At 67.6% G+C, this 20,337-nt stretch carries 19 protein-coding genes; 15 read left to right on the top strand and 4 right to left on the bottom strand.

Translation table 11 applies throughout. From position 1 onward, the window contains the following. Positions 1-257 precede the first annotated feature (257 nt). The 7 genes from pafA to WBB07_RS22605 all read left to right on the top strand — a co-directional run bounded on the left by pafA (position 258) and on the right by WBB07_RS22605 (position 8,735). A complete protein-coding gene (pafA, locus tag WBB07_RS22635) occupies positions 258-1,616 on the top strand; it encodes a Pup--protein ligase (protein ID WP_526310761.1) in 1,359 nt (452 codons plus the stop codon). A 68-nt stretch (positions 1,617-1,684) separates the two neighbouring features. Continuing rightward, positions 1,685-2,683: a helix-turn-helix transcriptional regulator gene (locus tag WBB07_RS22630; protein WP_526310759.1), complete on the top strand. Its 999-nt coding sequence runs from the start codon at positions 1,685-1,687 to the stop codon at positions 2,681-2,683. Then, positions 2,680-3,663, top strand: a complete 984-nt coding sequence (locus WBB07_RS22625; protein WP_526310758.1) for a helix-turn-helix transcriptional regulator — start codon at positions 2,680-2,682, stop codon at positions 3,661-3,663. Before WBB07_RS22630 ends, WBB07_RS22625 begins: the two co-directional genes overlap by 4 nt. Before the next feature lie 40 nt (positions 3,664-3,703). Then, positions 3,704-3,967, top strand: coding sequence for a Sec-independent protein translocase subunit TatA (gene tatA, locus WBB07_RS22620; RefSeq protein WP_526310756.1), 264 nt, complete (start codon positions 3,704-3,706; stop codon positions 3,965-3,967). Between the two features lie 79 nt (positions 3,968-4,046). After that, complete coding sequence (tatC, locus tag WBB07_RS22615) at positions 4,047-4,982, top strand: twin-arginine translocase subunit TatC (protein WP_526310755.1); 936 nt, start codon at positions 4,047-4,049, stop codon at positions 4,980-4,982. 1 nt (position 4,983) lies between these two features. Next, a complete protein-coding gene (locus WBB07_RS22610; RefSeq protein WP_526310754.1) occupies positions 4,984-7,749 on the top strand; it encodes a DEAD/DEAH box helicase in 2,766 nt (921 codons plus the stop codon). A 53-nt stretch (positions 7,750-7,802) separates the two neighbouring features. After that, on the top strand, positions 7,803-8,735 hold the full coding sequence (locus WBB07_RS22605) for a DUF4333 domain-containing protein (RefSeq protein ID WP_526310753.1): 933 nt from the start codon (positions 7,803-7,805) through the stop codon (positions 8,733-8,735). On the opposite strand, the gene WBB07_RS22600 is transcribed toward WBB07_RS22605, so the two are convergent. Next, on the bottom strand, positions 8,732-9,709 hold the full coding sequence (locus tag WBB07_RS22600) for a 5'-3' exonuclease (protein WP_526310751.1): 978 nt from the start codon (positions 9,707-9,709) through the stop codon (positions 8,732-8,734). The genes WBB07_RS22605 and WBB07_RS22600 overlap by 4 nt on opposite strands. Positions 9,710-9,858: 149 nt before the next feature. Here WBB07_RS22600 and WBB07_RS22595 point away from each other — a divergent pair, with 149 nt between their 5' ends. From WBB07_RS22595 to WBB07_RS22585, 3 genes are read left to right on the top strand one after another with little or no spacing between them, the layout of a single operon-like run. Further along, complete coding sequence (locus WBB07_RS22595) at positions 9,859-10,281, top strand: MmpS family transport accessory protein (protein ID WP_526310750.1); 423 nt, start codon at positions 9,859-9,861, stop codon at positions 10,279-10,281. After that, positions 10,281-13,124, top strand: a complete 2,844-nt coding sequence (locus WBB07_RS22590) for an MMPL/RND family transporter (RefSeq protein WP_526310748.1) — start codon at positions 10,281-10,283, stop codon at positions 13,122-13,124. Before WBB07_RS22595 ends, WBB07_RS22590 begins: the two co-directional genes overlap by 1 nt. After that, entirely contained in the window at positions 13,121-14,260 is a 1,140-nt protein-coding gene (locus WBB07_RS22585) for a M24 family metallopeptidase (protein ID WP_526310746.1), read from the top strand. The genes WBB07_RS22590 and WBB07_RS22585 overlap by 4 nt, the downstream gene beginning before the upstream one ends. 8 nt (positions 14,261-14,268) lie before the next feature. Here WBB07_RS22585 and WBB07_RS22580 read toward each other — a convergent pair whose 3' ends face one another. Further along, entirely contained in the window at positions 14,269-14,676 is a 408-nt protein-coding gene (locus WBB07_RS22580) for a F420-dependent biliverdin reductase (RefSeq protein WP_526310745.1), read from the bottom strand. Positions 14,677-14,711: 35 nt separating this feature from the next. Here WBB07_RS22580 and WBB07_RS22575 point away from each other — a divergent pair, with 35 nt between their 5' ends. Then, positions 14,712-15,491, top strand: coding sequence for an SDR family NAD(P)-dependent oxidoreductase (locus tag WBB07_RS22575; RefSeq protein ID WP_526310743.1), 780 nt, complete (start codon positions 14,712-14,714; stop codon positions 15,489-15,491). Here WBB07_RS22575 and cobG read toward each other — a convergent pair. After that, complete coding sequence (gene cobG / locus WBB07_RS22570) at positions 15,488-16,618, bottom strand: precorrin-3B synthase (protein WP_526310741.1); 1,131 nt, start codon at positions 16,616-16,618, stop codon at positions 15,488-15,490. The genes WBB07_RS22575 and cobG overlap by 4 nt on opposite strands. Before the next feature lie 15 nt (positions 16,619-16,633). Then, positions 16,634-17,548 carry a TauD/TfdA dioxygenase family protein gene (locus WBB07_RS22565; RefSeq protein WP_526310739.1) on the bottom strand — a complete coding sequence of 305 codons (915 nt, stop codon included), beginning with the start codon at positions 17,546-17,548 and terminating at the stop codon, positions 16,634-16,636. Between the two features lie 145 nt (positions 17,549-17,693). On the opposite strand from WBB07_RS22565, the gene WBB07_RS22560 reads away from it, so the two are divergent. From WBB07_RS22560 to WBB07_RS22545, 4 genes are all read left to right on the top strand, one after another. After that, positions 17,694-18,077, top strand: a complete 384-nt coding sequence (locus WBB07_RS22560) for a PPOX class F420-dependent oxidoreductase (RefSeq protein WP_526310737.1) — start codon at positions 17,694-17,696, stop codon at positions 18,075-18,077. A 3-nt stretch (positions 18,078-18,080) separates the two neighbouring features. After that, entirely contained in the window at positions 18,081-18,476 is a 396-nt protein-coding gene (locus WBB07_RS22555; RefSeq protein WP_526310735.1) for a PPOX class F420-dependent oxidoreductase, read from the top strand. 24 nt (positions 18,477-18,500) lie between these two features. Next, entirely contained in the window at positions 18,501-18,992 is a 492-nt protein-coding gene (locus WBB07_RS22550) for an FxsA family protein (protein WP_526310733.1), read from the top strand. A gap of 82 nt (positions 18,993-19,074) precedes the next feature. Beyond that, a partial coding sequence (locus WBB07_RS22545) for an amidohydrolase (RefSeq protein WP_526310763.1) occupies positions 19,075-20,337 on the top strand: 1,263 nt, incomplete at its 3' end.

The raw sequence follows: 20,337 nt of genomic DNA, 5'->3' as shown, positions 1-20,337 counted from the left end.
AGCCGGTCCAGAACCCGTCGGTGCCCAGCGCTTCGCGCGCCGTCGCATCGAGTTCGAGTTGCAGCCGGCCCGCCGCACTGCTCCAGGCCTCGGCGAGGCCGGCCAAGGCGTCAGGTTCCCAGGACCCCGCCTGCGAGACCGTCGGTGTCACCCGCGCATCCTGACACCGTCGACGCCCCGGCCGTCGACCGTCATCCACAGGTGCGTTCGGCGCGCTTGCCCACCACCGGCAGCGACCACCAAGTACGCTCGGATACGTGCAGCGACGAATCATGGGTATCGAGACCGAATTCGGCGTCACGTGCACGTTCCACGGCCACCGGAGACTGTCGCCGGACGAGGTGGCCCGCTACCTGTTCCGGCGGGTGGTGTCGTGGGGCCGCAGCTCGAACGTCTTCCTCCGCAACGGTGCCCGCCTCTATCTGGACGTGGGCAGTCATCCCGAGTACGCCACCGCCGAATGTGACAGTCTGATCCAGCTCGTCACCCACGATCGCGCAGGTGAACGGGTACTCGAGGACCTGCTCGTCGATGCCGAGCAGCGGCTGGCCGACGAAGGCATCGGCGGCGACATCTACCTGTTCAAGAACAACACCGACTCTGCGGGCAACTCCTACGGCTGCCACGAGAACTACCTGATCGTGCGGGCCGGCGAATTCTCCCGGATCTCTGACGTACTCCTGCCGTTCCTGGTCACCCGCCAACTGATCTGCGGCGCCGGCAAGGTGCTGCAGACCCCGAAGGCAGCCACCTTCTGCCTCTCCCAGCGTGCCGAGCACATCTGGGAAGGCGTCTCCAGTGCCACCACCCGGTCCCGACCCATCATCAACACCCGGGACGAGCCGCACGCCGACGCCGAGAAATACCGTCGACTGCACGTCATCGTCGGTGACTCCAACATGAGCGAGACCACCACCATGCTGAAGGTGGGGACGGCGGCCCTGGTCCTGGAGATGATCGAAGCCGGTGTCCCGTTCCGGGACTTCTCGCTGGACAATCCGATCCGGGCCATCCGCGAGGTCAGCCACGACCTCACCGGCCGTCGCCAGGTCCGGCTCGCCGGCGGCCGCCAAGCCAGTGCGCTGGACATCCAGCGCGAGTACTACGCCCGCGCCGTCGAGCACCTGCAGACCCGCGAACCCAACCCGCAGGTCGAGCAGGTCGTCGACCTCTGGGGCCGCCAGCTCGACGCCGTGGAGAGCCAGGACTTCGCCAAGGTCGACACCGAGATCGACTGGGTGATCAAACGCAAGCTGTTCCAGCGCTACCAGGACCGCTACAACATGGACCTGTCCGACCCCAAGATCAGCCAGCTGGACCTCGCCTATCACGACATCAAACGAGGTCGCGGTGTATTCGACCTGCTGCAGCGCAAGGGCCTGGCCGCCCGCGTCACCACCGACGAAGAAATCGACGAAGCCGTCGAGACGCCGCCGCAGACCACCCGGGCGAAACTGCGCGGCGAATTCATCAGCGCCGCCCAGGAGGCCGGGCGCGACTTCACCGTCGACTGGGTGCACCTCAAGCTCAACGATCAGGCCCAGCGCACCGTGCTGTGCAAGGACCCGTTCCGGTCGGTCGACGAGCGGGTCAAACGGCTCATCGCCTCTATGTGACCGGTGCCGGGGTAAGCGACCCGCGTCGATGTAAGCCTCACAGGCGCCGGACATCTAAGGTCTCATCCGTGGGGATCTCCAAAGTCGAACGCCTGATGAACCTTGTCATCGCGCTGTTGTCGACACACGGCTACATCACCGCCGAACGGATCCGCCGCAGTGTCGCGGGATACACCGACAGCCCCAGTGACGAGGCGTTCTCGCGGATGTTCGAACGCGACAAGAACGAACTGCGGGATCTGGGCATCCCGCTGGAAACCGGCCGGGTGTCGTCGTTCGATCCCGCGGAGGGCTACCGGATCAACCGGGACGCCTACGCCCTGCCCGAGATCGAACTGAGCTCCGACGAGGCGGCCGCAGTCGCAGTGGCCACCCAGCTGTGGGAATCACCGGAACTCGTCACCGCAACCCAGGGCGCGCTGCTCAAGCTGCGCGCGGCAGGTGTTGACGTCGATGCGGCATCCGACAACGCGGTGACCATTTCGAGTGTCGCCGGGCTCCCGGGGCTGCGCGGCTCCGAGGATGTGCTCGGCGTCCTGCTGGCGGCGACCAACTCGGGTCAGGCCGTGCAGTTCCGGCACCGCGCGTCCCGCACCGCCCCGGTCACCGTGCGGACCGTCGAACCCTGGGGAGTGATCACCATGAACCGGCGGTGGTACCTCGTCGGCCATGACCGGGGCCGAAACGACACCAGAACCTTCCGGCTGTCCCGGATCGGTGATGACGTCACCGCGGTGGGACCTGTCGCAGCAGTGACCCGCCCCGAAGGAGTCGACCTGCGCGCCATCGTCCGCCAGGTTGTCGGTGAGGTGCCCAGCGGTCAGTTGGCCCGAGTCTGGGTGGCCGACGGCCGCGCCACCGCGCTGCGGCGCGCCGGGACCACCGTCGGCCCGGCCGAACGTGGTGGACGCGCCGGCGAGATCCTCGAGATCGACATCGGCTGGCGGGACCGAACGGCCCGCGAGGTCGCCGGATACGGCGCCGACGCCGTGGTCCTCGAGCCGGAGTGGTTGCGCGACGAAGTGCTGGAGCGGTTACGGGCACAGGCAGGGGTGGCGGCGTCATGAGCAACGTGTCCACGCGGCTGGTTCGGCTGCTCAACATGGTGCCGTACTTCCAGGCCAACCCACGGATCACCTTTGCCGAAGCCGCTGGAGATCTCGGCGTGACCACCCGGCAGCTGCGTGACGACATCAACCAGCTGTGGATGTGCGGCCTGCCCGGCTACGGGCCCGGCGACCTCATCGACTTCGAGTTCTTCGGCGACACCATCGAGGTGACGTTCTCCGCCGGTATCGACCAGCCGTTGCGGCTGACCTCGCCGGAAGCCACCGGACTGTTGGTTGCCTTGCGTGCGCTGGCGGACGTGCCCGGGGTGGTCGATCCCGAGGCCGCCCGCAGCGCCATCGCAAAAATCGAGTCCGCCGCCGGCACCCTGTCACACGGTGCCGCATCGGCCGAACCTGAGCCGGCACCGGCCGAGAGCCGAGCCGCCGCCGGGGTACGGGCCGCTGTCCGCGACGAAAAAGCACTGGTCATCGAGTACTACTCGGCCTCACGCGACACCCTCTCCAGCCGGGTCGTCGACCCGGTCCGCATCCTTCTGGTGGGGGACCACAGCTATCTGGAGGCGTGGTCCCGCGAGGCCGAGGGCGTCCGGCTGTTCAGGTTCGACCGCATCGTGGACGCTGTGGTGCTCGATGAGCCGGCGGCGGCACCGAAACCGGCGCTGCAGAACCCGCCGGACACCTCGCTGTTCAGCGTCGACCCGGGATCCGATGCGGCCCAAGACCCCAGTCTGCAGTCGGCCACCTTGCGGATCGCGCCCGAGGCATCCTGGATGTTCGACTACTACCCGCTTCGGTCGGTGCGAGACCTGCCCGACGGTTGGTTCGAGGTGGAGATGACCTACGGCGCCACCGAATGGATGACGCGGTTGATCCTGGGGCTGGGCGGCGTGGTCACCGTGCTGGAGCCCGCGGAATTGGCCGCCGAGGTGCGGAGCGCGGCGACGGCCGCACTGGGCGCATACGCCGCGGCGGGGTAGCATCGGTGCCACGGTCCGAACCTGTCTGGAGGTAACCGAAGTGGGTGCTCTGCAACCCTGGCACTGGGTGATCTTGATTGCCGTGTTCGTGCTGCTGTTCGGCGCAAAACGCCTGCCCGATGCGGCGCGCTCGCTCGGCAAGTCGATGCGCATCTTCAAATCCGAAGTCAAGGAACTCCAGAGCGAGTCCAAGTCGGACCAGCCTGAAGTCACCCCGCAGCATCCGACGGCGAATCCGGTGACGGTGCAGTCGGAGCGGGTCGAGGCTCCGGCGCCGACCCAGACCGACGCTCGCCCGGCCTGACCACTGCGGACACCAGCCAGCCCACCGTTTCGGTGCGGCTGGCTGACCGTGTCTTGATGACTCGAAAAGCGCAAAACCTGTGAAGACCCCTGGCGTGATGAAGCGGCTCGACCCTCGTCGGCGCCGCGCCAAGAGCAACCCAGACGGCACCATGTCGCTGGTCGATCACATCCGGGAACTCCGCACCCGGTTGCTCATCTCGGCCGCGGCCGTTGTGGTCACGACGATCTTCGGTTTCTGGTGGTACAGCAACGGCCTGTTCGGGTTCGACAGCCTCGGCGAATGGCTGCGCGGACCGTACTGTTCGCTGCCGGACTCCGCGCGTGCCGATATCAGTCCCGACGGGTCCTGCCGACTGTTGGCGACCGCACCGTTCGACCAGTTCATGCTGCGGTTGAAGGTGGCTTTGATGGCCGGGATCGTGCTGGCCTGCCCGGTGTGGTTCCACCAGCTGTGGGCGTTCATCACCCCCGGGCTCTACGCCAAGGAACGCCGCTTCGCGGTCGGATTTGTGGTCGCGGCCGCCACGCTGTTCATCAGCGGCGCCCTGCTCGCCTACGTGGTGCTGTCCAAAGCGTTGGGATTCCTGTTGACCGTCGGTAGCGACGTCCAGGTCACGGCGCTCTCCGGCGATCAGTACTTCAGTTTTCTGATCAACCTGCTGCTGGTGTTCGGCGTGGGATTCGAATTCCCGCTGCTGATCATCATGCTCAACCTCGTCGGCATCCTGCCCTACGAGAAGCTCAAAGCCTGGCGGCGCGGGCTCATCATGGGGGTGTTCACCTTCGCGGCGTTCGCGACACCGGGATCGGATCCGTTCTCGATGCTGGCGCTGGGACTGTCGCTGACCCTGCTGATGGAGTTCGCGATCCAGATCGGTCGTTTCAACGACAAGCGCAAGGCCAAACGCGAAGCCCGCGAAGCCGCGGCGCTGGCCGACGACGAAGCTTCGACGATCGAGGCCCCGACGCCGGTGTCGGCGCCGGCCCGGCTGACTCACGACGACATCACCTGAGGTGACGACCCTTGTCGAGGTGTCGAAGTTCACCGCAGAGCTGCCGTTCCCTCTGGACGATTTCCAACGGCGCGCCTGTGAGGCACTCGAGCACGGTCACGGAGTCCTGGTCTGCGCCCCGACCGGGGCCGGAAAAACGGTGGTCGGCGAGTTCGCGGTGCACATGGCGCTCGCGGCCGGCCGGAAGTGCTTCTACACCACACCCATCAAGGCGCTGAGCAATCAGAAGCACACCGACTTGGTGCGGCGCTACGGTGCCGAGCGGATCGGGTTGCTGACCGGCGACGTGTCGATCAACTCCGACGCTCCCATCGTGGTGATGACCACCGAAGTGCTCCGCAACATGCTGTACGCGGATTCGCCGGCGTTGCGCGGTCTCGCCTACGTGGTGATGGATGAAGTGCACTTCCTGGCCGACCGGATGCGCGGTGCGGTGTGGGAAGAGGTGATCCTGCACCTGCCCGACGAGGTGCGGCTGGTCAGCCTCTCGGCGACGGTCAGCAACGCCGAGGAGTTCGGCGGCTGGATCCAGACGGTCCGTGGGGACACCACGGTGATCGTCGACGAGGTCCGGCCGGTGCCGTTGTGGCAGCACATGCTGGTCGGTAAACGCCTGTTCGACCTGTTCGACCTGGACCGGCAGCAGCCGGGCTCGGGTAAGCCGATGCTGGTGGATCCCGAACTGGTCCGTCACATCGCGCATCGCCGGGAAGCCGAGCGGCAGACCGACTGGCAGCCGCGCGGCCGCGATCGGCACCACAACCGTCACGGCGGTCGGCCCGGCTTCTACCGGCCACCGAGCCGGCCCGATGTGATCGCCGCTCTGGACCGGGAAGGGCTGCTGCCGGCCATCACCTTCGTGTTCTCCCGGGCCGGATGTGACGCCGCGGTGAAGCAGTGCCTGCGGTCTTCGCTGCGATTGACCACCGACTCCGACCGCGCTCGGATCGCCGAGATCATCGATCGGCGCTGCGGGGACCTGCTCGAAGCCGACCTGGCAGTGCTGGAGTATTACGAGTGGCGTGAAGGGTTGCTGCGCGGACTGGCCGCCCACCATGCCGGTATGTTGCCGATCTTCCGGCACACCGTCGAGGAGCTGTTCACCGCGGGTCTGGTCAAGGCGGTCTTTGCCACCGAGACGCTGGCGCTGGGGATCAACATGCCGGCACGCACCGTGGTGCTGGAGAAGCTGGTCAAGTTCAACGGTGAGCAGCACGCCCCGCTGACGCCGGGGGAGTACACCCAGTTGACCGGGCGCGCCGGTCGGCGCGGTATCGACGTCGAAGGTCACGCCGTTGTCATCTGGACGCCCGAGGTCGAACCCGCCGAGGTCGCCGGCCTGGCCTCCACCCGCACCTTCCCGCTCAAGAGTTCGTTCGCGCCGTCCTACAACATGACCATCAACCTGGTCCACCAGATGGGCCCGGATCAGGCGCGGCGCCTGCTGGAGCAGTCCTTCGCCCAGTATCAGGCGGACCGATCGGTGGTCGGGTTGGTGCGCGGCGTGGAGCGCGGCGAGCGCATGCTCGGCGAGATCGCCGCCGAACTCGGTGAGCAGGGGGAGTCGATCCTCGACTACGTGCGATTGCGCGCCACGATCTCGGAGCGGGAACGCGCTCAGGCGCGGGCATCGCGGGTGCAGCGCCGGCGAGCGACCGCCGACGCCCTGACCGCCCTGCGGCGCGGCGACATCATCAGCATCACCGGGCGTCACGGCGGTCTGGCCGTGGTGTTGGAGCCGGACAATGACAGCGACGAACCTCGCCCACTGGTGCTCACCGAACATCGGTGGGCCGGCCGGATCTCGGCGGCCGATTTCACCGCGGCGTCGGCGCCGGTGGGCACGATGTCGCTGCCCAAGCGGGTCGAGCATCGGCAGCCCCGGGTGCGGCGCGATCTCGCCTCGGCATTGCGGTCGGCTGCTGCCGGTCTGGTGCTGCCGGATGGCGGTCGGGACCGGCGGCGCGGCGGCAGACCCGCCGGCCACCAGGAAGATGACGTCGACCCCGAGTTGGCCGGCCTGCGACAGCGGCTGCGCGCCCATCCCGTGCACGCCGCCAGCGACCGTGAGGTCAAAGTCCGTGTCGCGGAACGCTATCTGCGAATCGAACGGGACAACACCGTGTTGCAGGGGAAGATCGGTGCCGCAACCAACTCGCTGGCCCGCACCTTCGACCGCATCGTGGGCCTGCTGACCGAACGTGGGTTCGTCGAACCTCGCGGTGACGACATCCGGGTCACCGACGACGGCAGGTTGTTGGCGCGGATCTACAACGAGAGCGATCTCCTGGTGGCCGAGTGCTTGCGGACCGGCGTCTGGAACGGGTTGGCCCCCGCCGAGTTGGCCGCCGTGCTGTCGGCGGTGGTGTTCGAGACCCGGGGTGGTGACGGCCCTGGCCCGCGGGCCTTCGACGTCGCCAGCGCCGGGGTGCGCAGAGCGTTGGCGGCGACCCGCCGGCTGTCCGGGCAGTTGCGGGCGGACGAGAGCCGGCACCGGATCGCGCCATCTCGGGAGCCTGACGAGGGATTTGTGAACGCCATGTACCGGTGGGCCACCGCCGGTGATCTGGCGTCGGCATTGTCGGCCGCCGCGGAAGCATCGGCCGGAAACTCCTTGTCGGCGGGTGATTTTGTGCGGTGGTGCCGCCAGGTCCTGGACCTGCTCGACCAGGTTCGCAACACCGCGCCGGATCCAGCGCTACGGGTGGCCGCAAAACGTGCCGTCGATGACGTGCGGCGCGGCGTCGTGGCTGTTGATGGCGGGTAGGGTGTTGCAGACGCTACGTTTGATGCCAGCATGTTGAGCACCGAGGAGAGACGATGAGCGGACCCCAGGGAACCGATCCGAACCAGCCCTGGCAAGGGCAACAGGGTCAGGATCAGCCCGCCAGCGGTTCGTCCGACCAACCCACGGAGGCGCCCAGCTGGCAGCCGCCCAGCGGTGACCAGGGTGAGCAGTCCACCCAGCAGGCACCCAACTGGCAGCCGCCCAGCGGCGAGCAGGGCGCCCAGCCCACGCAGCAGGCACCCAACTGGCAGCAGCCGGCGTATCCGCCTCCGCACCAGCAGTATTCGCCCTATCAGGCGCCCGCGCCGGGGCAGGCTTCGGGTTACAACCCGGCCCACCAGCCGCAGCAGCCCTACACCCAGCCGGGTTCGGGGACCGTTCCCGGTTACGGCCAGCCCACTTACCCGCAGCCCGGTGCCTATCCGCAGTACGGGCAGCAGCCCGGCGGCTACCCGCAGCCGGGTCAGCCCCAGTACGGCCAGCCGCAGTACGGCCAGCCCGGCCAGCCGCAGTACTGCCAGCCCGGCCAGCCGCAGTACGGTCAGCCCGGCGCGTACCCGCAGCCAGGTCAGCCGGGTCAGCCCGGTCAGTACCCCTACGGTCCGCCGCCCGGGGACGAGGGCTCCAAGAAATCGATGGCGGCGGTCGGCACCATCCTCGGTGTTCTCGGCGCGATCGTCGTGGCGCTGGTTCTGGTACTCGGCTTCTGGAAGCCCGGCTTCTTTGTCACCACCAAGTTGGACGTGACGAAGGCGCAGGAGGGTGTGCAGCGGATCCTCACCGACGAGGCCAACGGCTACGGAGCCACCAACGTCGAGGACGTCATCTGCAACGGCGGCGAGAGCCCGACCGTCAAGAAGGGTGACACCTTCACCTGCGAGGTCAGCATCGATGGCACCAAGCGCCAGGTGACGGTCACGTTCCAGGACGACGACGGCACCTACGAGGTCGGCCGCCCGCGCTAGAGCTTGTCGAGCGCCGCCTGAAGGCGGGCGATCGAGGAGCCGACGCCGTAGGTCTGCGCCAGGTCGGCGACCCGCTGCGGGTCGGCGGCCGCCAACGGCAACACATCGGTGTCGGTGGACATCGTGACCGGGGCGTCGGTGGCCACCTTCACCACTGGGCCGGCCGCATCGAGATACACCGCTGCGGCTGCCAGCTTGGCTCGAACACCCTTGGGCACAGACGATTTCGGGTCTTCGGCGGCGGCCCGGATGCCGGCCAGCGAGTGATGCTGCGACAGTAGCGTCGCGGCCGTCTTCTCGCCGATTCCCGGCACCCCGGGCAGCCCGTCGGACGGGTCGCCGCGCAGCAGGGCCAGCTCGGCGTAGGCCGCACCGGCACGGTCGGCCGGCACCGCGTAGTGCTCGGCCACCTCGGTGGGCCCGAACAATGTGGCTTTGGCCAGCCCGCGGCCGATGTACAGCACGCGCACCGCGACAGGATCATCGGTGACCACCTGCAGCAGGTCACGGTCACCGCTGACCACGATGACCGGATCGCGGCGTTCTTGGGCAGCCAGGGTGCCCAACACGTCGTCGGCTTCGAATCCCGGTGCCCCGGCGGTGGTGATCCCGAATGCCTCCAGCAGCTCGGCGATCATCTCGACCTGTGGGGTCAACTCGTCCGGTACTTCCTCGACGTCGGGTGTGCCCGCGGGGCTCTCCTGCTCCACGCGGTGCGCCTTGTACGACGGCACCAGATCCACGCGCCACTGCGGACGCCAGTCCAAGTCCAGGCACACCACCAACCGTCCCGGCCGGTGCTGAGTCACCAGGGTGGCGATGGCGTCGAGGAAGCCGCGAACCGCATTGACCGGCCTGCCGTCGGGTGCCTTGATCGACGACGGCACCCCGAAGAAGGAGCGGAACCACATACTGGCGCCGTCGAGCAGCAGAACGGGGGAGTCGGCGGGTGAACCCGCGTCAGGAGAAGGCACCCGACCATCCTGCCAGCCGGGTGTGACGTCGAGGCCGGAGCGGCACGACCCCGACCAGGCAACGTGCCGCTGACGCAATGACATAGGTTAGCCTCAGTTCACAATCAGTCAGCGGCTTCGTCCCAGAGAAGGGAACTGCGATCGTCACCGTGCTCAAACGCGTGTGGCTGCCGCTGGCATTGGTGGTGGTACTCGCCCTGGGAGGATTCACCGTTTCCCGGGTCCGCGGAATCTTCGGCTCTCAGCAGCTGCCCACCTATGCCGGCAGCACGGTCGACGTCACCAACAACTCGAACCCGAAGCGGGTCCGGTATGAGATCTTCGGCAACCCCGGAGCCCGTGCCGACATCAACTACCTCGACCCCGACGGCGAACCGATCCAGGTCGACGATGCCGCCCTGCCATGGTTCATCGAGGTCGAAACCACAGCGCCGTCGATGGCGGCCAATATCGTCGCCCAGGGCGGTGGCGACTACCTCGGATGCCGAATCTCCTCCGACGGTGACGTCCACGATGAGCGGAGTTCCAGCGCCGTGAGCGCCTACGTCTACTGCATGGCGAAGTCCACCTGATGCGCCGCGCCCACACCAATGTGAACGCCGAACCGACCGCGCTGGCCCGCTGGATCAGGCGTCTGGCGGTCCCGATCGTGATCGGCTGGGTGGCCCTGGTCGCCGCCGCCGCGGTGCTGATACCGCCGCTGGAACAGGTGGCCGCGGAGAACTCGGTGCCACTGAATCCCACCGATGCGCCGTCGCTGCAAGCGATGACGCAGATGGGCAAGGTGTTCGAGGAATCCAACTCCGACAGCATCGCGCTGATCGTGCTCGAGGGCACCGAACCGCTCGGCGCGGACGCCCACGCCTACTACGACGACCTGATCCAGCGATTGCGGGCCGACACCGCCCACATCCAGAACGTCCAGGACTTCTGGGGAGATCCGCTCACCGAGTCGGGCGCGCAGAGCACCGACGGTCGGGCCGCCTACGTGCAGCTGTTCCTGGCCGGCAACATGGGCGAGACCCTGGCCAACGAGTCGGTGGGCGCCGTGCGCACCGCCGTCGAGGCCGTCGCGCCTCCCGACGGGGTGACGGTGTACGTCACCGGCCCGGCCGCACTGCAGGCCGACCTCCAACACGCCGGTGAGCGCACCGTCCTGCTGATCACCGTGGTGACGTTCTCGGTCATCATCGTGCTGCTGCTGTTCTTCTACCGGTCGATCGTCACTGTGGTGATCGGGCTTGTTGTGGTCGCCCTGCAGCTGGGGGCAGCCACCGGCGCGGTGGCGGTCCTGGGGCATTTCCAGGTGATCGGGCTGTCGACATTCGCGGTCAACCTGGTGGTGGCCATGGCGATCGCGGCCGGCACCGACTATGTGGTCTTTCTGCTGGGCCGCTACCAGGAGGCCCGCGCTGCCGGCGCCGATCCGGAGGCCGCGTACTACGAGATGTTCCGCGGCACCGCCCACGTCATCCTCGGGTCAGCCCTGACGATCGCCGGGGCGGCGTTTTGTCTGAGCCTGACTCGGATGCCGTACTTCCAGAGCCTCGGAATCCCTTGCGCGGTCGGCATGCTCGTGGTGGTCTCGGCGGCGCTGACGCTGGGACCGGCGGTGATCACCATCGCCAGCCGATTCGGTCTGCTGGAGCCCAAGCGCGCCATGCGAATCCGGTTCTGGCGACGGATCGGCACCTCGGTGGTGCGCTGGCCGGTACCGATCCTGCTGGCGTCGCTGGCGGTCTCCCTGGTCGGGCTGGCGGCGGTGCCGTTCTCGACGGCCACCTACGACGACCGGCAGTTCATCCCGGCCGACATTCCCTCCAACGAGGGCTATCTCGCCGCCGACCGGCACTTCTCGGCGGAGCGGATGAACCCGGAGATCCTGCTGATCGAAGCCGACCACGACCTACGCAACTCCGCCGATTTCCTGGTGCTGGACAAGGTGGCCAAGGCGGTGTTCCGGGTCGAGGGCATCTCGCGGGTACAGGCGCCGACGCGCCCGCAGGGGACCCCGATCGAGAACACCTCGATTCCGTTCATGATCAGCATGCAGGGTGTCGGGATGGCCCAGAACATGCAGTTCATGTTCGACCGTCTCGACGACATGAAAGCCCAGGCCGAAGACCTGGGCAACACCATCGAGATCATGCGGAACATGCAGTCGCTGATGACGCGGATGTCGAACATCACCGGCGACATGCTCGGCGATGTCCAGGACCTGCAGGACACCACGCTGGAACTGCGCGACAGCATGGCCAATTTCGACGACTTCTTCCGGCCGATCCGCAACTACTTCTACTGGGAACCCAAGTGCTACAACATCCCGTTGTGCTGGTCGCTGCGGTCGGTGTTCGACAGTCTCGACGGCATCAGTGTGCTCACCGATCAGATGGACCGGATGATCCTGGGCTTCACCGATCTGAACGCGCTGATGCCGGAAATGCTGGCCCAGTTCCCGGCGATGATCGCCACCATGGAAAACATGCAGCAGATGATGCTGACCATGCATTCCACCATGTACGGGATGTACTCGCAGATGGACGAGGCCGGCAAGGGCGCCACCGAGATGGGCAAGGCCTTCGACGCGGCCCGTAACGACGACTCGTTCTATCTGCCGTCGGAGGTGTTCGACAATCCGGATTTCCGGCGCGCCATGGACCTGTTCGTCTCACCTGACGGCAAATCGGTGCGGATGATCATCAGCCACCGCGGCGACCCGGCCACCCCGGAAGGGCTGTCGCGGGTGGACCCCATCAAGGTGGCGGCCATCGAGGCGATCAAGGGCACCCCGCTGGAGGACGCCCGGATATCGCTGGGCGGTATGGCGGCCACCTACAAGGATCTGGCCGACGGATCCAAATATGATCTGCTGATCGCCGGTATCGCCTCGGTGTGCCTGATCTTCGCCATCATGCTGCTGGTCACCAAGAGTCTGGTGGCCGCGATGGTGATCGTCGGTACGGTTCTGACATCCTTGGGGGCGTCCTACGGGCTCTCGGTTGTGTTGTGGCAGTACATCATCGGATTGCCGTTGCACTGGATGGTGGTCCCCATGGCGGTCATCGTGCTGCTGGCGGTCGGAGCGGACTACAACCTGATGATGGTGGCGAGGTTCAAGGAAGAGATACCCGGCGGCCTCAAAACCGGCATCATCCGGGCAATGGGCGGCACCGGAAGTGTTGTCACCATCGCCGGTGTGGTGTTCGCGTTCACCATGTCCTCCCTGGTGGTCAGCGACCTGCGCACCATCGGTCAGATGGGCACCTTCATCGGGATCGGGCTGCTGTTCGACACGTTTGTCGTGCGGGCCTTCATGGTGCCGTCGATCGCCGCCCTGCTGGGCCGGTGGTTCTGGTGGCCGCTCAATCCGCCGACCAGACCGCGCTCGAACCGGCAGACTAGCCTGACAGCATGAGCTCGAGTCGTTTCGAATCCAGCGTGTACTCCGATCGGTTGGCCGCGGCCGCTGCGGCCGCCGCAGCCGCCGGGCTGTCCGGGTTGGTGATCACCCCCGGTTACGACCTCCGGTATCTGGTGGGGTCGCGGGCCGAGACATTCGAAAGGCTGACCGCCCTGGTGATCCCGGCCTCAGGCACCCCGACGGTGGTGGTGCCCCGGCTGGAGCTGGCGTCGCTGAAGGATTCGGCGGTGCTCGAACTCGATCTGCCGGTGCGGGACTGGGTGGACGGCGACAACCCCTACGACCTGGTGGCGGCGGTGCTGACGGGGGCATCGGAGCCCTCGATGGCGGTGGCCGTCACCGATGCGATGCCGGCGCTGCACCTGCTGCCGCTGGCCGACACGCTCGGTGTGGTGCCGGTGCTGGCCACCGAGGTGCTGCGCACCCTGCGCATGGTGAAAGATCCGAGCGAAGTCGATGCCCTGCGCAAGGCCGGCGCCGCGATCGATCGGGTGCACGCGCGGGTACCCGAGTTCCTGGTGCCAGGCCGAACCGAGTCCGACGTCGCCGCCGATATCGAGAAAGCCATTGTCGCCGAAGGGCATTCCGCTGCGGCGTTCATCATCGTCGGCTCCGGCCCGCACGGTGCCGATCCGCACCACGAGGTGTCAGACCGGGAGCTGCAGGCCGGGGACGTCGTCGTCGTCGACATCGGCGGCCCGTATGAGCCCGGCTACAACTCCGACTGCACCCGCACCTACAGTCTCGGCGAGCCGAACGCCGAAGTGGCGCAGCAATATTCAGTCCTGCAACGGGCGCAGCAGGCGGCGATTGCGGCGGTGCGCCCCGGCGTGACCGCCGAGCAGATAGACGCCGCCGCCCGCGACGTGCTGGCCGAAGCCGGCCTGGCCGAGTACTTCGTGCACCGCACCGGGCACGGCATCGGGCTGTCGGTGCACGAGGAGCCCTACATCGTCGCCGGCAACGACCTGGCGCTACAACCGGGAATGGCGTTCAGCGTGGAGCCGGGAATCTACTTCCCCGGAAACTGGGGTGCCCGCATCGAGGACATCGTGATCGTCACCGCCGACGGCGCCGAACCCCTCAACACCCGCCCGCATGAGCTGGTCGTGGTCCCGATCTCACGCTGAGATCGGGCTCAGGTGCGGTCCAGCAGATCCGAGCTACCCAGCACCCGTTCGATGTGGATCTCGACGGCCACCCGGCGCGGATTCACCCGGGGGGTTCGGTAGCGCTGGGCGTAGCGCAGTTCGGCGTCACGCACCGACTCCGCATCGGTGAGCACCGCGGCCCGGCCCTCCAGGGACAGCCAGCGAGCGCCATCGACCTGGCTGAGGACCGCCACTCCGCCCCGCTCGGCGTTGACCGCCTTCTGCGAACCGCCGGTGGTGATGACGCGGGCGATGTGGGTCTTGGGGTCGAACGTGAAACCGACCGCAACCACATGCGGCGAACCGTCCGAGCGCAGAGTCGTGAGCATCGCAAGATGGCGCTCGGTCAGAAACGCCAGCGCATCATTGGTCAGTCGTGTGGTTGCCTTCGCCATCAGGAGCCACGCTAGCGCAGGAGATAATCGCAGCTGTGAAAGACACGGATCCAGGCGTGATCGTGATTTTTGGTGGGCGCAGCGAGATCGGCTCGGAACTGGCGCTGCGACTGGCCCGCGGCGCCACCGTGGTGCTCACCACCCGTGACGGGAACGGCCTCGAACAGCAGGTAGCCGCGCTGACCGCGGCCGGGGCGGTGACGGTCCAGGTGAAGAAGTTCGACGCCGACGACCTGGGCAGCCATCGCCGCCTGCTCGACGAGATCATCGGCGAGCACGGCCGGATCGACACCGCGGTGCTGGCGTTCGGGATTCTCGGTGACCAGGCCCGCGCGGAATCCGATGCCGACCATGCGGTGGCGATCGTGCACACCGACTATGTGGCGCAGGTGAGTCTGCTGACCCTGCTGAGCGATCGGATGCGGGCTCGGGCGAGCGAAGCGACGGGGGATCGACTCGCCGGCCGCGGCCGGATCGTGGTGTTCTCCTCGGTGGCCGGCGCCCGGGTGCGCCGCGCCAACTACGTCTACGGTTCGGCCAAAGCCGGGCTCGACGGGTTCGCCGGCGGGTTGGCCGACGCCCTGCACGGCACCGGTGTGCAACTGCTGATCGTGCGGCCCGGATTTGTCATCGGCCGGATGACCGAGGGGATGGACCCCGCGCCACTGTCGAGCACCCCGGCGCAGGTGGCGGAGGCGGCCGCCCGCGCGTTGGCGACTGGTCGACGATCGGTGTGGGTGCCCGGGTCGCTGGCGGTTCTGGTGTTTGTGATGCGACTGCTGCCGCAGCGGCTGTGGCGGCGGATGCCGCGCTAAGCCGGCTGCGCCCGGAGGCGGTAGCCGTCCACGGTGGCAACCAGCACCTCACCGACACCGGGGCTGCCGCAGGCCCGTTCGCAGCCCACATAGTGGTGGCGGTGACCGACGCCGATGTTGGCACCCGAATTCACTGCCGCGGTGGCATCGGCGCGCACATCGGCGACCGACCGTTCGCAGCCCGGGCTGCCCACACATGCGCTGACATTCAGCCATGCCGAGTTCTCGTCGAAGATCAGGCCCTGCGGGGCCAGTACCCGCAGCGAGACGTCGGCCACCTCGTCGGACAGGTCGCACACCAACAGGGACCGCCACGGCGTGATCACGATGGGCGCACCGATGGCCGCCACATACTCGGCGGTACGCGATGGCAACACGCCCAGCGGCACCGCCGCGCCGAGGGCGACGCGGCCGTCGCGCTGCTGCAACCAGCCGACCGGACCGTGGGTCTGTACGGGCCAGCTGCGGCCGGGACCGGCGGTGGGTGTCAGCTCCGCCAGTAGCACCTCTGGATCGTCCAATTCGGCAACCCGCCAACGGTTCTCCCGAATCGCCACAAACCGGCGCGCCACGTCGCACAGGGTGGCGATCACCTCATCGGGACACAACCGCACCCCGGTGTCGGTACCGGAGAGCAACAATGCCGGTGTGCCGTCGTCGAGCACGTGCACGCCGACGTCGGCACGCAACCCGGACACGTCGGCGCTGCCGTCGTCGAAGCTGAACCAGAACCGTCCCGGTAGCCCGGCCAGCACCGGATCGGCCCGCAGCGCCGCATCCAGTTCGGCCACCCAGGGCCGGACATCGAGCACACCACCGACGCGGCCGGACAGCGGGGACGACACGATGTTGCGGACCCGCTCATGGGTGGGTGACGGCAGCAGATCGGCAGCGGCCACGGCATCGGCCACCGTCGAGGTGTCGCTGATACCCCGCAGCTGAACGCTGCCCCGCGACGTCAGCTCCAGCGTCGCGGAACCGTGTTCCGCCGCCGCCCGGGCCAATGCTTCGAGCTGGTCGGAGCGCAGCATGCCGCCGGGGAGCCGGATCCGGACGAGGGCGCCGTCGGCGGCCTGGTGCACCTGCAGGGCACCGGGGCAGGCATCCTGGTCACGTTCACGATCCACCCGTTCACCGTACGACTAGGCGGGCACCGCCGCGAGGATGGGTGAATAGTGACTGGCGTCGCCGGCAACCACCCGGCTGGGCCGCCCATGGATGTCGACGGGCACGTCCCCGGACAGCGTGACCCGGTTCAGCCGGCGATAGTGGTCGTCGTAATCGGACACCGCGTAATGCTGGGTGGCGCGGTTGTCCCAGATCGCGAGGTCGCCGAGCCGCCAGTTCCACCGCACGGTGTTCTCCAGCCGGGTGATCCGCGACTGGAACAGCTCGAACAGCGCCCGCGATTCGGCCGCCCCCAAACCGACAAACCGCTTCACGAAGTGGCCCAGCACCAGCACCCGGCGACCCGTTTCGGGATGCACCCGCACCACCGGATGCTCGGTCTCGAAATAGGTCGACTCGAACTCCTCGCGATAGTCGCGGGTCGAATCGGGCACCAGCTCATCGACATCGGCGGGATGTTCGGTGGCGTAGTCGTACTGGTTGGTGTGCACCGCCCACAGCGTCTCGGCCAATGCCCGCAACGGGGCGGGCAGCTGGTCGTAGGCGGTTTCGGTGTTGGCCCACACCGTGGTGCCGCCGTACTCGGGCAACACCACCGCCCGCAGGAGTGACGCCTTGGGAACACGGTCGACAAAGGTGACGTCGGTGTGCCAGCTGTTGGCCTTGTCATAGCGCGAATCGATGGGCAGCACCTGATGACCCCGCGAGGTCACCGTCGGATGGGCGATCGTCGGGGTGCCCAACAGTCGGGCGAATGCCAGCTGCTCCTCGTCGTCGAGGTGATGCTGATCGCGGAAGAAGATCACCTTGTGTTCCAGCAGTGCGGCGTTCACCGCGCGAACCGCCTCGGTGTCCAGGGAGCCGGTGAGGCTCAGCCCGTCGATCTGGGCGCCGATGTTGCCACCGAGCTTTGTTATCTCCACAGCCATATCGGTGATGCTCGGCCGTGGCGGGGTATCGGCACACCGTTTGGCTACCGCTGATCGAAAGTCGCCCGCCGTCGCCCGGTGGGAACGGGTGGCCCGGTCTCATTACGGTAGATCCCACATACCCCGCGACGTTAGGTTGATCTCCATGGCTGTCACATTTGCTGAAGTCGCCAAAGCCGAGTACATCCTGCTCACCACTTTCACCAAGGACGGTCGCCCCAAACCGACCGCCATCTGGGCGGCACCGTCGGGGGACACCCTGCTGGTGATCACCCAGGAGAAGTCGTGGAAGGTCAAGCGCATCCGCAACACCGCCCGGGTCACCATCGCCAAATGCGATCGCCGTGGCAACCCCAAGGGCGAGGCGGTGGAGGCTGTCGCCGCCGTCCTCGACAGCTCACGCACCGGTGAGGTCTACGACGCCATCGGCGCGCGGTACGGGCTGCTCGGCAAGACTTTCAACTTCTTCTCGAAGCTGCGCGGCGGCATGACCAACAACATCGGCCTCGAACTCAGGGCGGTGGAGTGACACATGCCGGACTCGTTCAGTGACGTGGCGAACGCGAAGTACCTGCTGTTGACCACCTTCACCAAAGACGGCCGGCCCAAGCCGACAGCGGTGTGGGGCGTGCCCTGCGACGGCAAATTGTTGATCAGCACCGACGACGGGTCGTGGAAGACCAAGCGCATCAACAACACTCCGCGGGTCACCATTCAGAAGTGTGGTGTGCTGGGAAAACCCAAGGGGGCGCCGGTGGAGGCGGTTGCCCGCAACCTGCCGAAGTCGGAGACCCGGCGAGTGTTCGACATGGTTACCAGACGTTATTGGTGGCACGCCTGGTGGTGGATTCCGCAGGCGATCGTGCGGGGCGGCATCGACAAGGTGCACGCCGCCATCGAGGTGCAACCGGCTACGGGGAACCCGTAGCTGATCCAACACGTTGACCCCTACATGGTGATGCGCCTGTTCCTGCTTTACGTCCTCGTCGAGATGGCGGTCATTGTCGCGCTCACGGCGACCATCGGGTTCGGCTGGACGCTGATCGCACTGATCGGCACCTTCCTGCTGGGTATCGCGCTGGCCGGCTCGCAACTGCGCCGTCAGCTGGCGAAACTGCGGCAGGGCATCAAAGACCCGCAAGGCGCCGTGACCGACAGCGCGCTGGTGGCACTCGGTTCGGTGCTGGTGTTCATCCCCGGCCTGGTCACCACCGTGGTCGGTCTGCTGATGCTGGCACCGCCCAGCAGGGCCGCAATGCGCCCGCTCGCCGGGCTGGTTGCCGCCCGCGGGATCACCCGCAATGTCACCGTCATCAACCTCGGTGGTGTGCCCGGAGCGCCGGCACGCGGACGCGGCCAGTACATCGACGGGGAAGTGGTCGACGTCCACGACGATCTTCCCGACAGCGACGTCCTCCGCACCGACCGGCCGCTGGAGCGTTAGTCCGGGTAGGTAGCGTGTCTGCGTGACGACGCTGCTGCTCAACGGCCGCATCCACAGCCCGACACATCCCGACGCCACGGCGATGGCCGTTCGTGGGGACACTGTGGCCTGGCTCGGAAGCGATGAGGTGGCCCGCACCCAGTTCCCCGACGCGACCGTCGTCGATCTGGGCGGTGCCTTCGTGGCTCCGGCATTTGTGGACAGCCACGTGCACGTGACCTCGACCGGGCTGCTGCTCAGCGGACTGGACCTGCGTGCGGCCACCTCCGCTGCGCATTGCCTGCAGCTGCTTGCCGACTTCGCGCGCTCTCGGCCCGAGGCCATGGTGTGGGGCCACGGCTGGGATGACTCGGCCTGGCCGGTGCCCGGTGCGCCGAGCACCGCCGAGATCGATGCCGCGGTCGGCGGCCGGCCCGCTTATCTCTCCCGCATCGACGTGCACTCGGCGCTGGCGTCCACGGCACTTCGGCGCCGGGCCCACGGGCTGGCGAAGGCCGACGGTTACCACCCCGACGGCCCGCTGCGGGCCGCCGCACACCATCTGGTGCGCGATGAAGCGCGCGTTCTGCTCACCGATTCCCAACGCGCCGAGGCGCGCACCGCAGCCCTGGACGCGTTTGCCGCCGCCGGGGTGGTCGCCGTGCACGAATGCGCCGGACCGCACATCGGGGGCCTCGAGGACTGGCAGCAGCTGCGGGCCACCCGGCACGGCGTCGAGGTGTTCGGCTACTGGGGTGAGGCGGTCTCCTCGCCGGATCACGCCCGGAAGCTGCTCGAAGACACGGGCGCACACGGGCTGGCCGGCGACCTGTTTGTCGACGGGGCTCTCGGTTCCCGCACTGCCTGGCTCTCGGAGCCGTACGCCGACGCCGACCACTGCGGGCGGTGCTATCTGGATGCCGACACCGTCACCGCGCACCTGCGCTCCTGTACCCAGGCCGGGGTGACGGCAGGTTTCCACGTCATCGGAGATGCCGCCGTCGGCGCCGTCGTCGATGCCCTCGAACAGGTGGTGGAGGAGCTCGGGGTACCGGCGGTCGCACGCTGCGGACATCGACTCGAACATCTGGAGATGGTCGATGCCACGCAGGCCCGCAAACTCGGTGCCTGGGGGGTGATCGGCAGTGTGCAGCCCCATTTCGACGCGTTGTGGGGCGGTGACGACGCGATGTACGCGCGTCGCCTCGGCCGCGATCGAGCCTCAGGACTCAACCCGTTTGCGCTGTTGGCGGCTGCGGGGGTGCCGCTGGCCTTCGGTTCGGACAGCCCGGTGACCGCCATCGACCCGTGGTCGACGGTGCGCGCGGCGACAGCGCATCACACCTCCGGTGCGTCGATCTCGGCG

This window comes from Mycobacterium sp. (assembly GCF_049647605.1).
GTDB lineage: Bacteria > Actinomycetota > Actinomycetes > Mycobacteriales > Mycobacteriaceae > Mycobacterium.
Note: the sequence above shows the minus strand (reverse complement) of the source record. Positions and strands in the feature narration are given on the sequence as shown.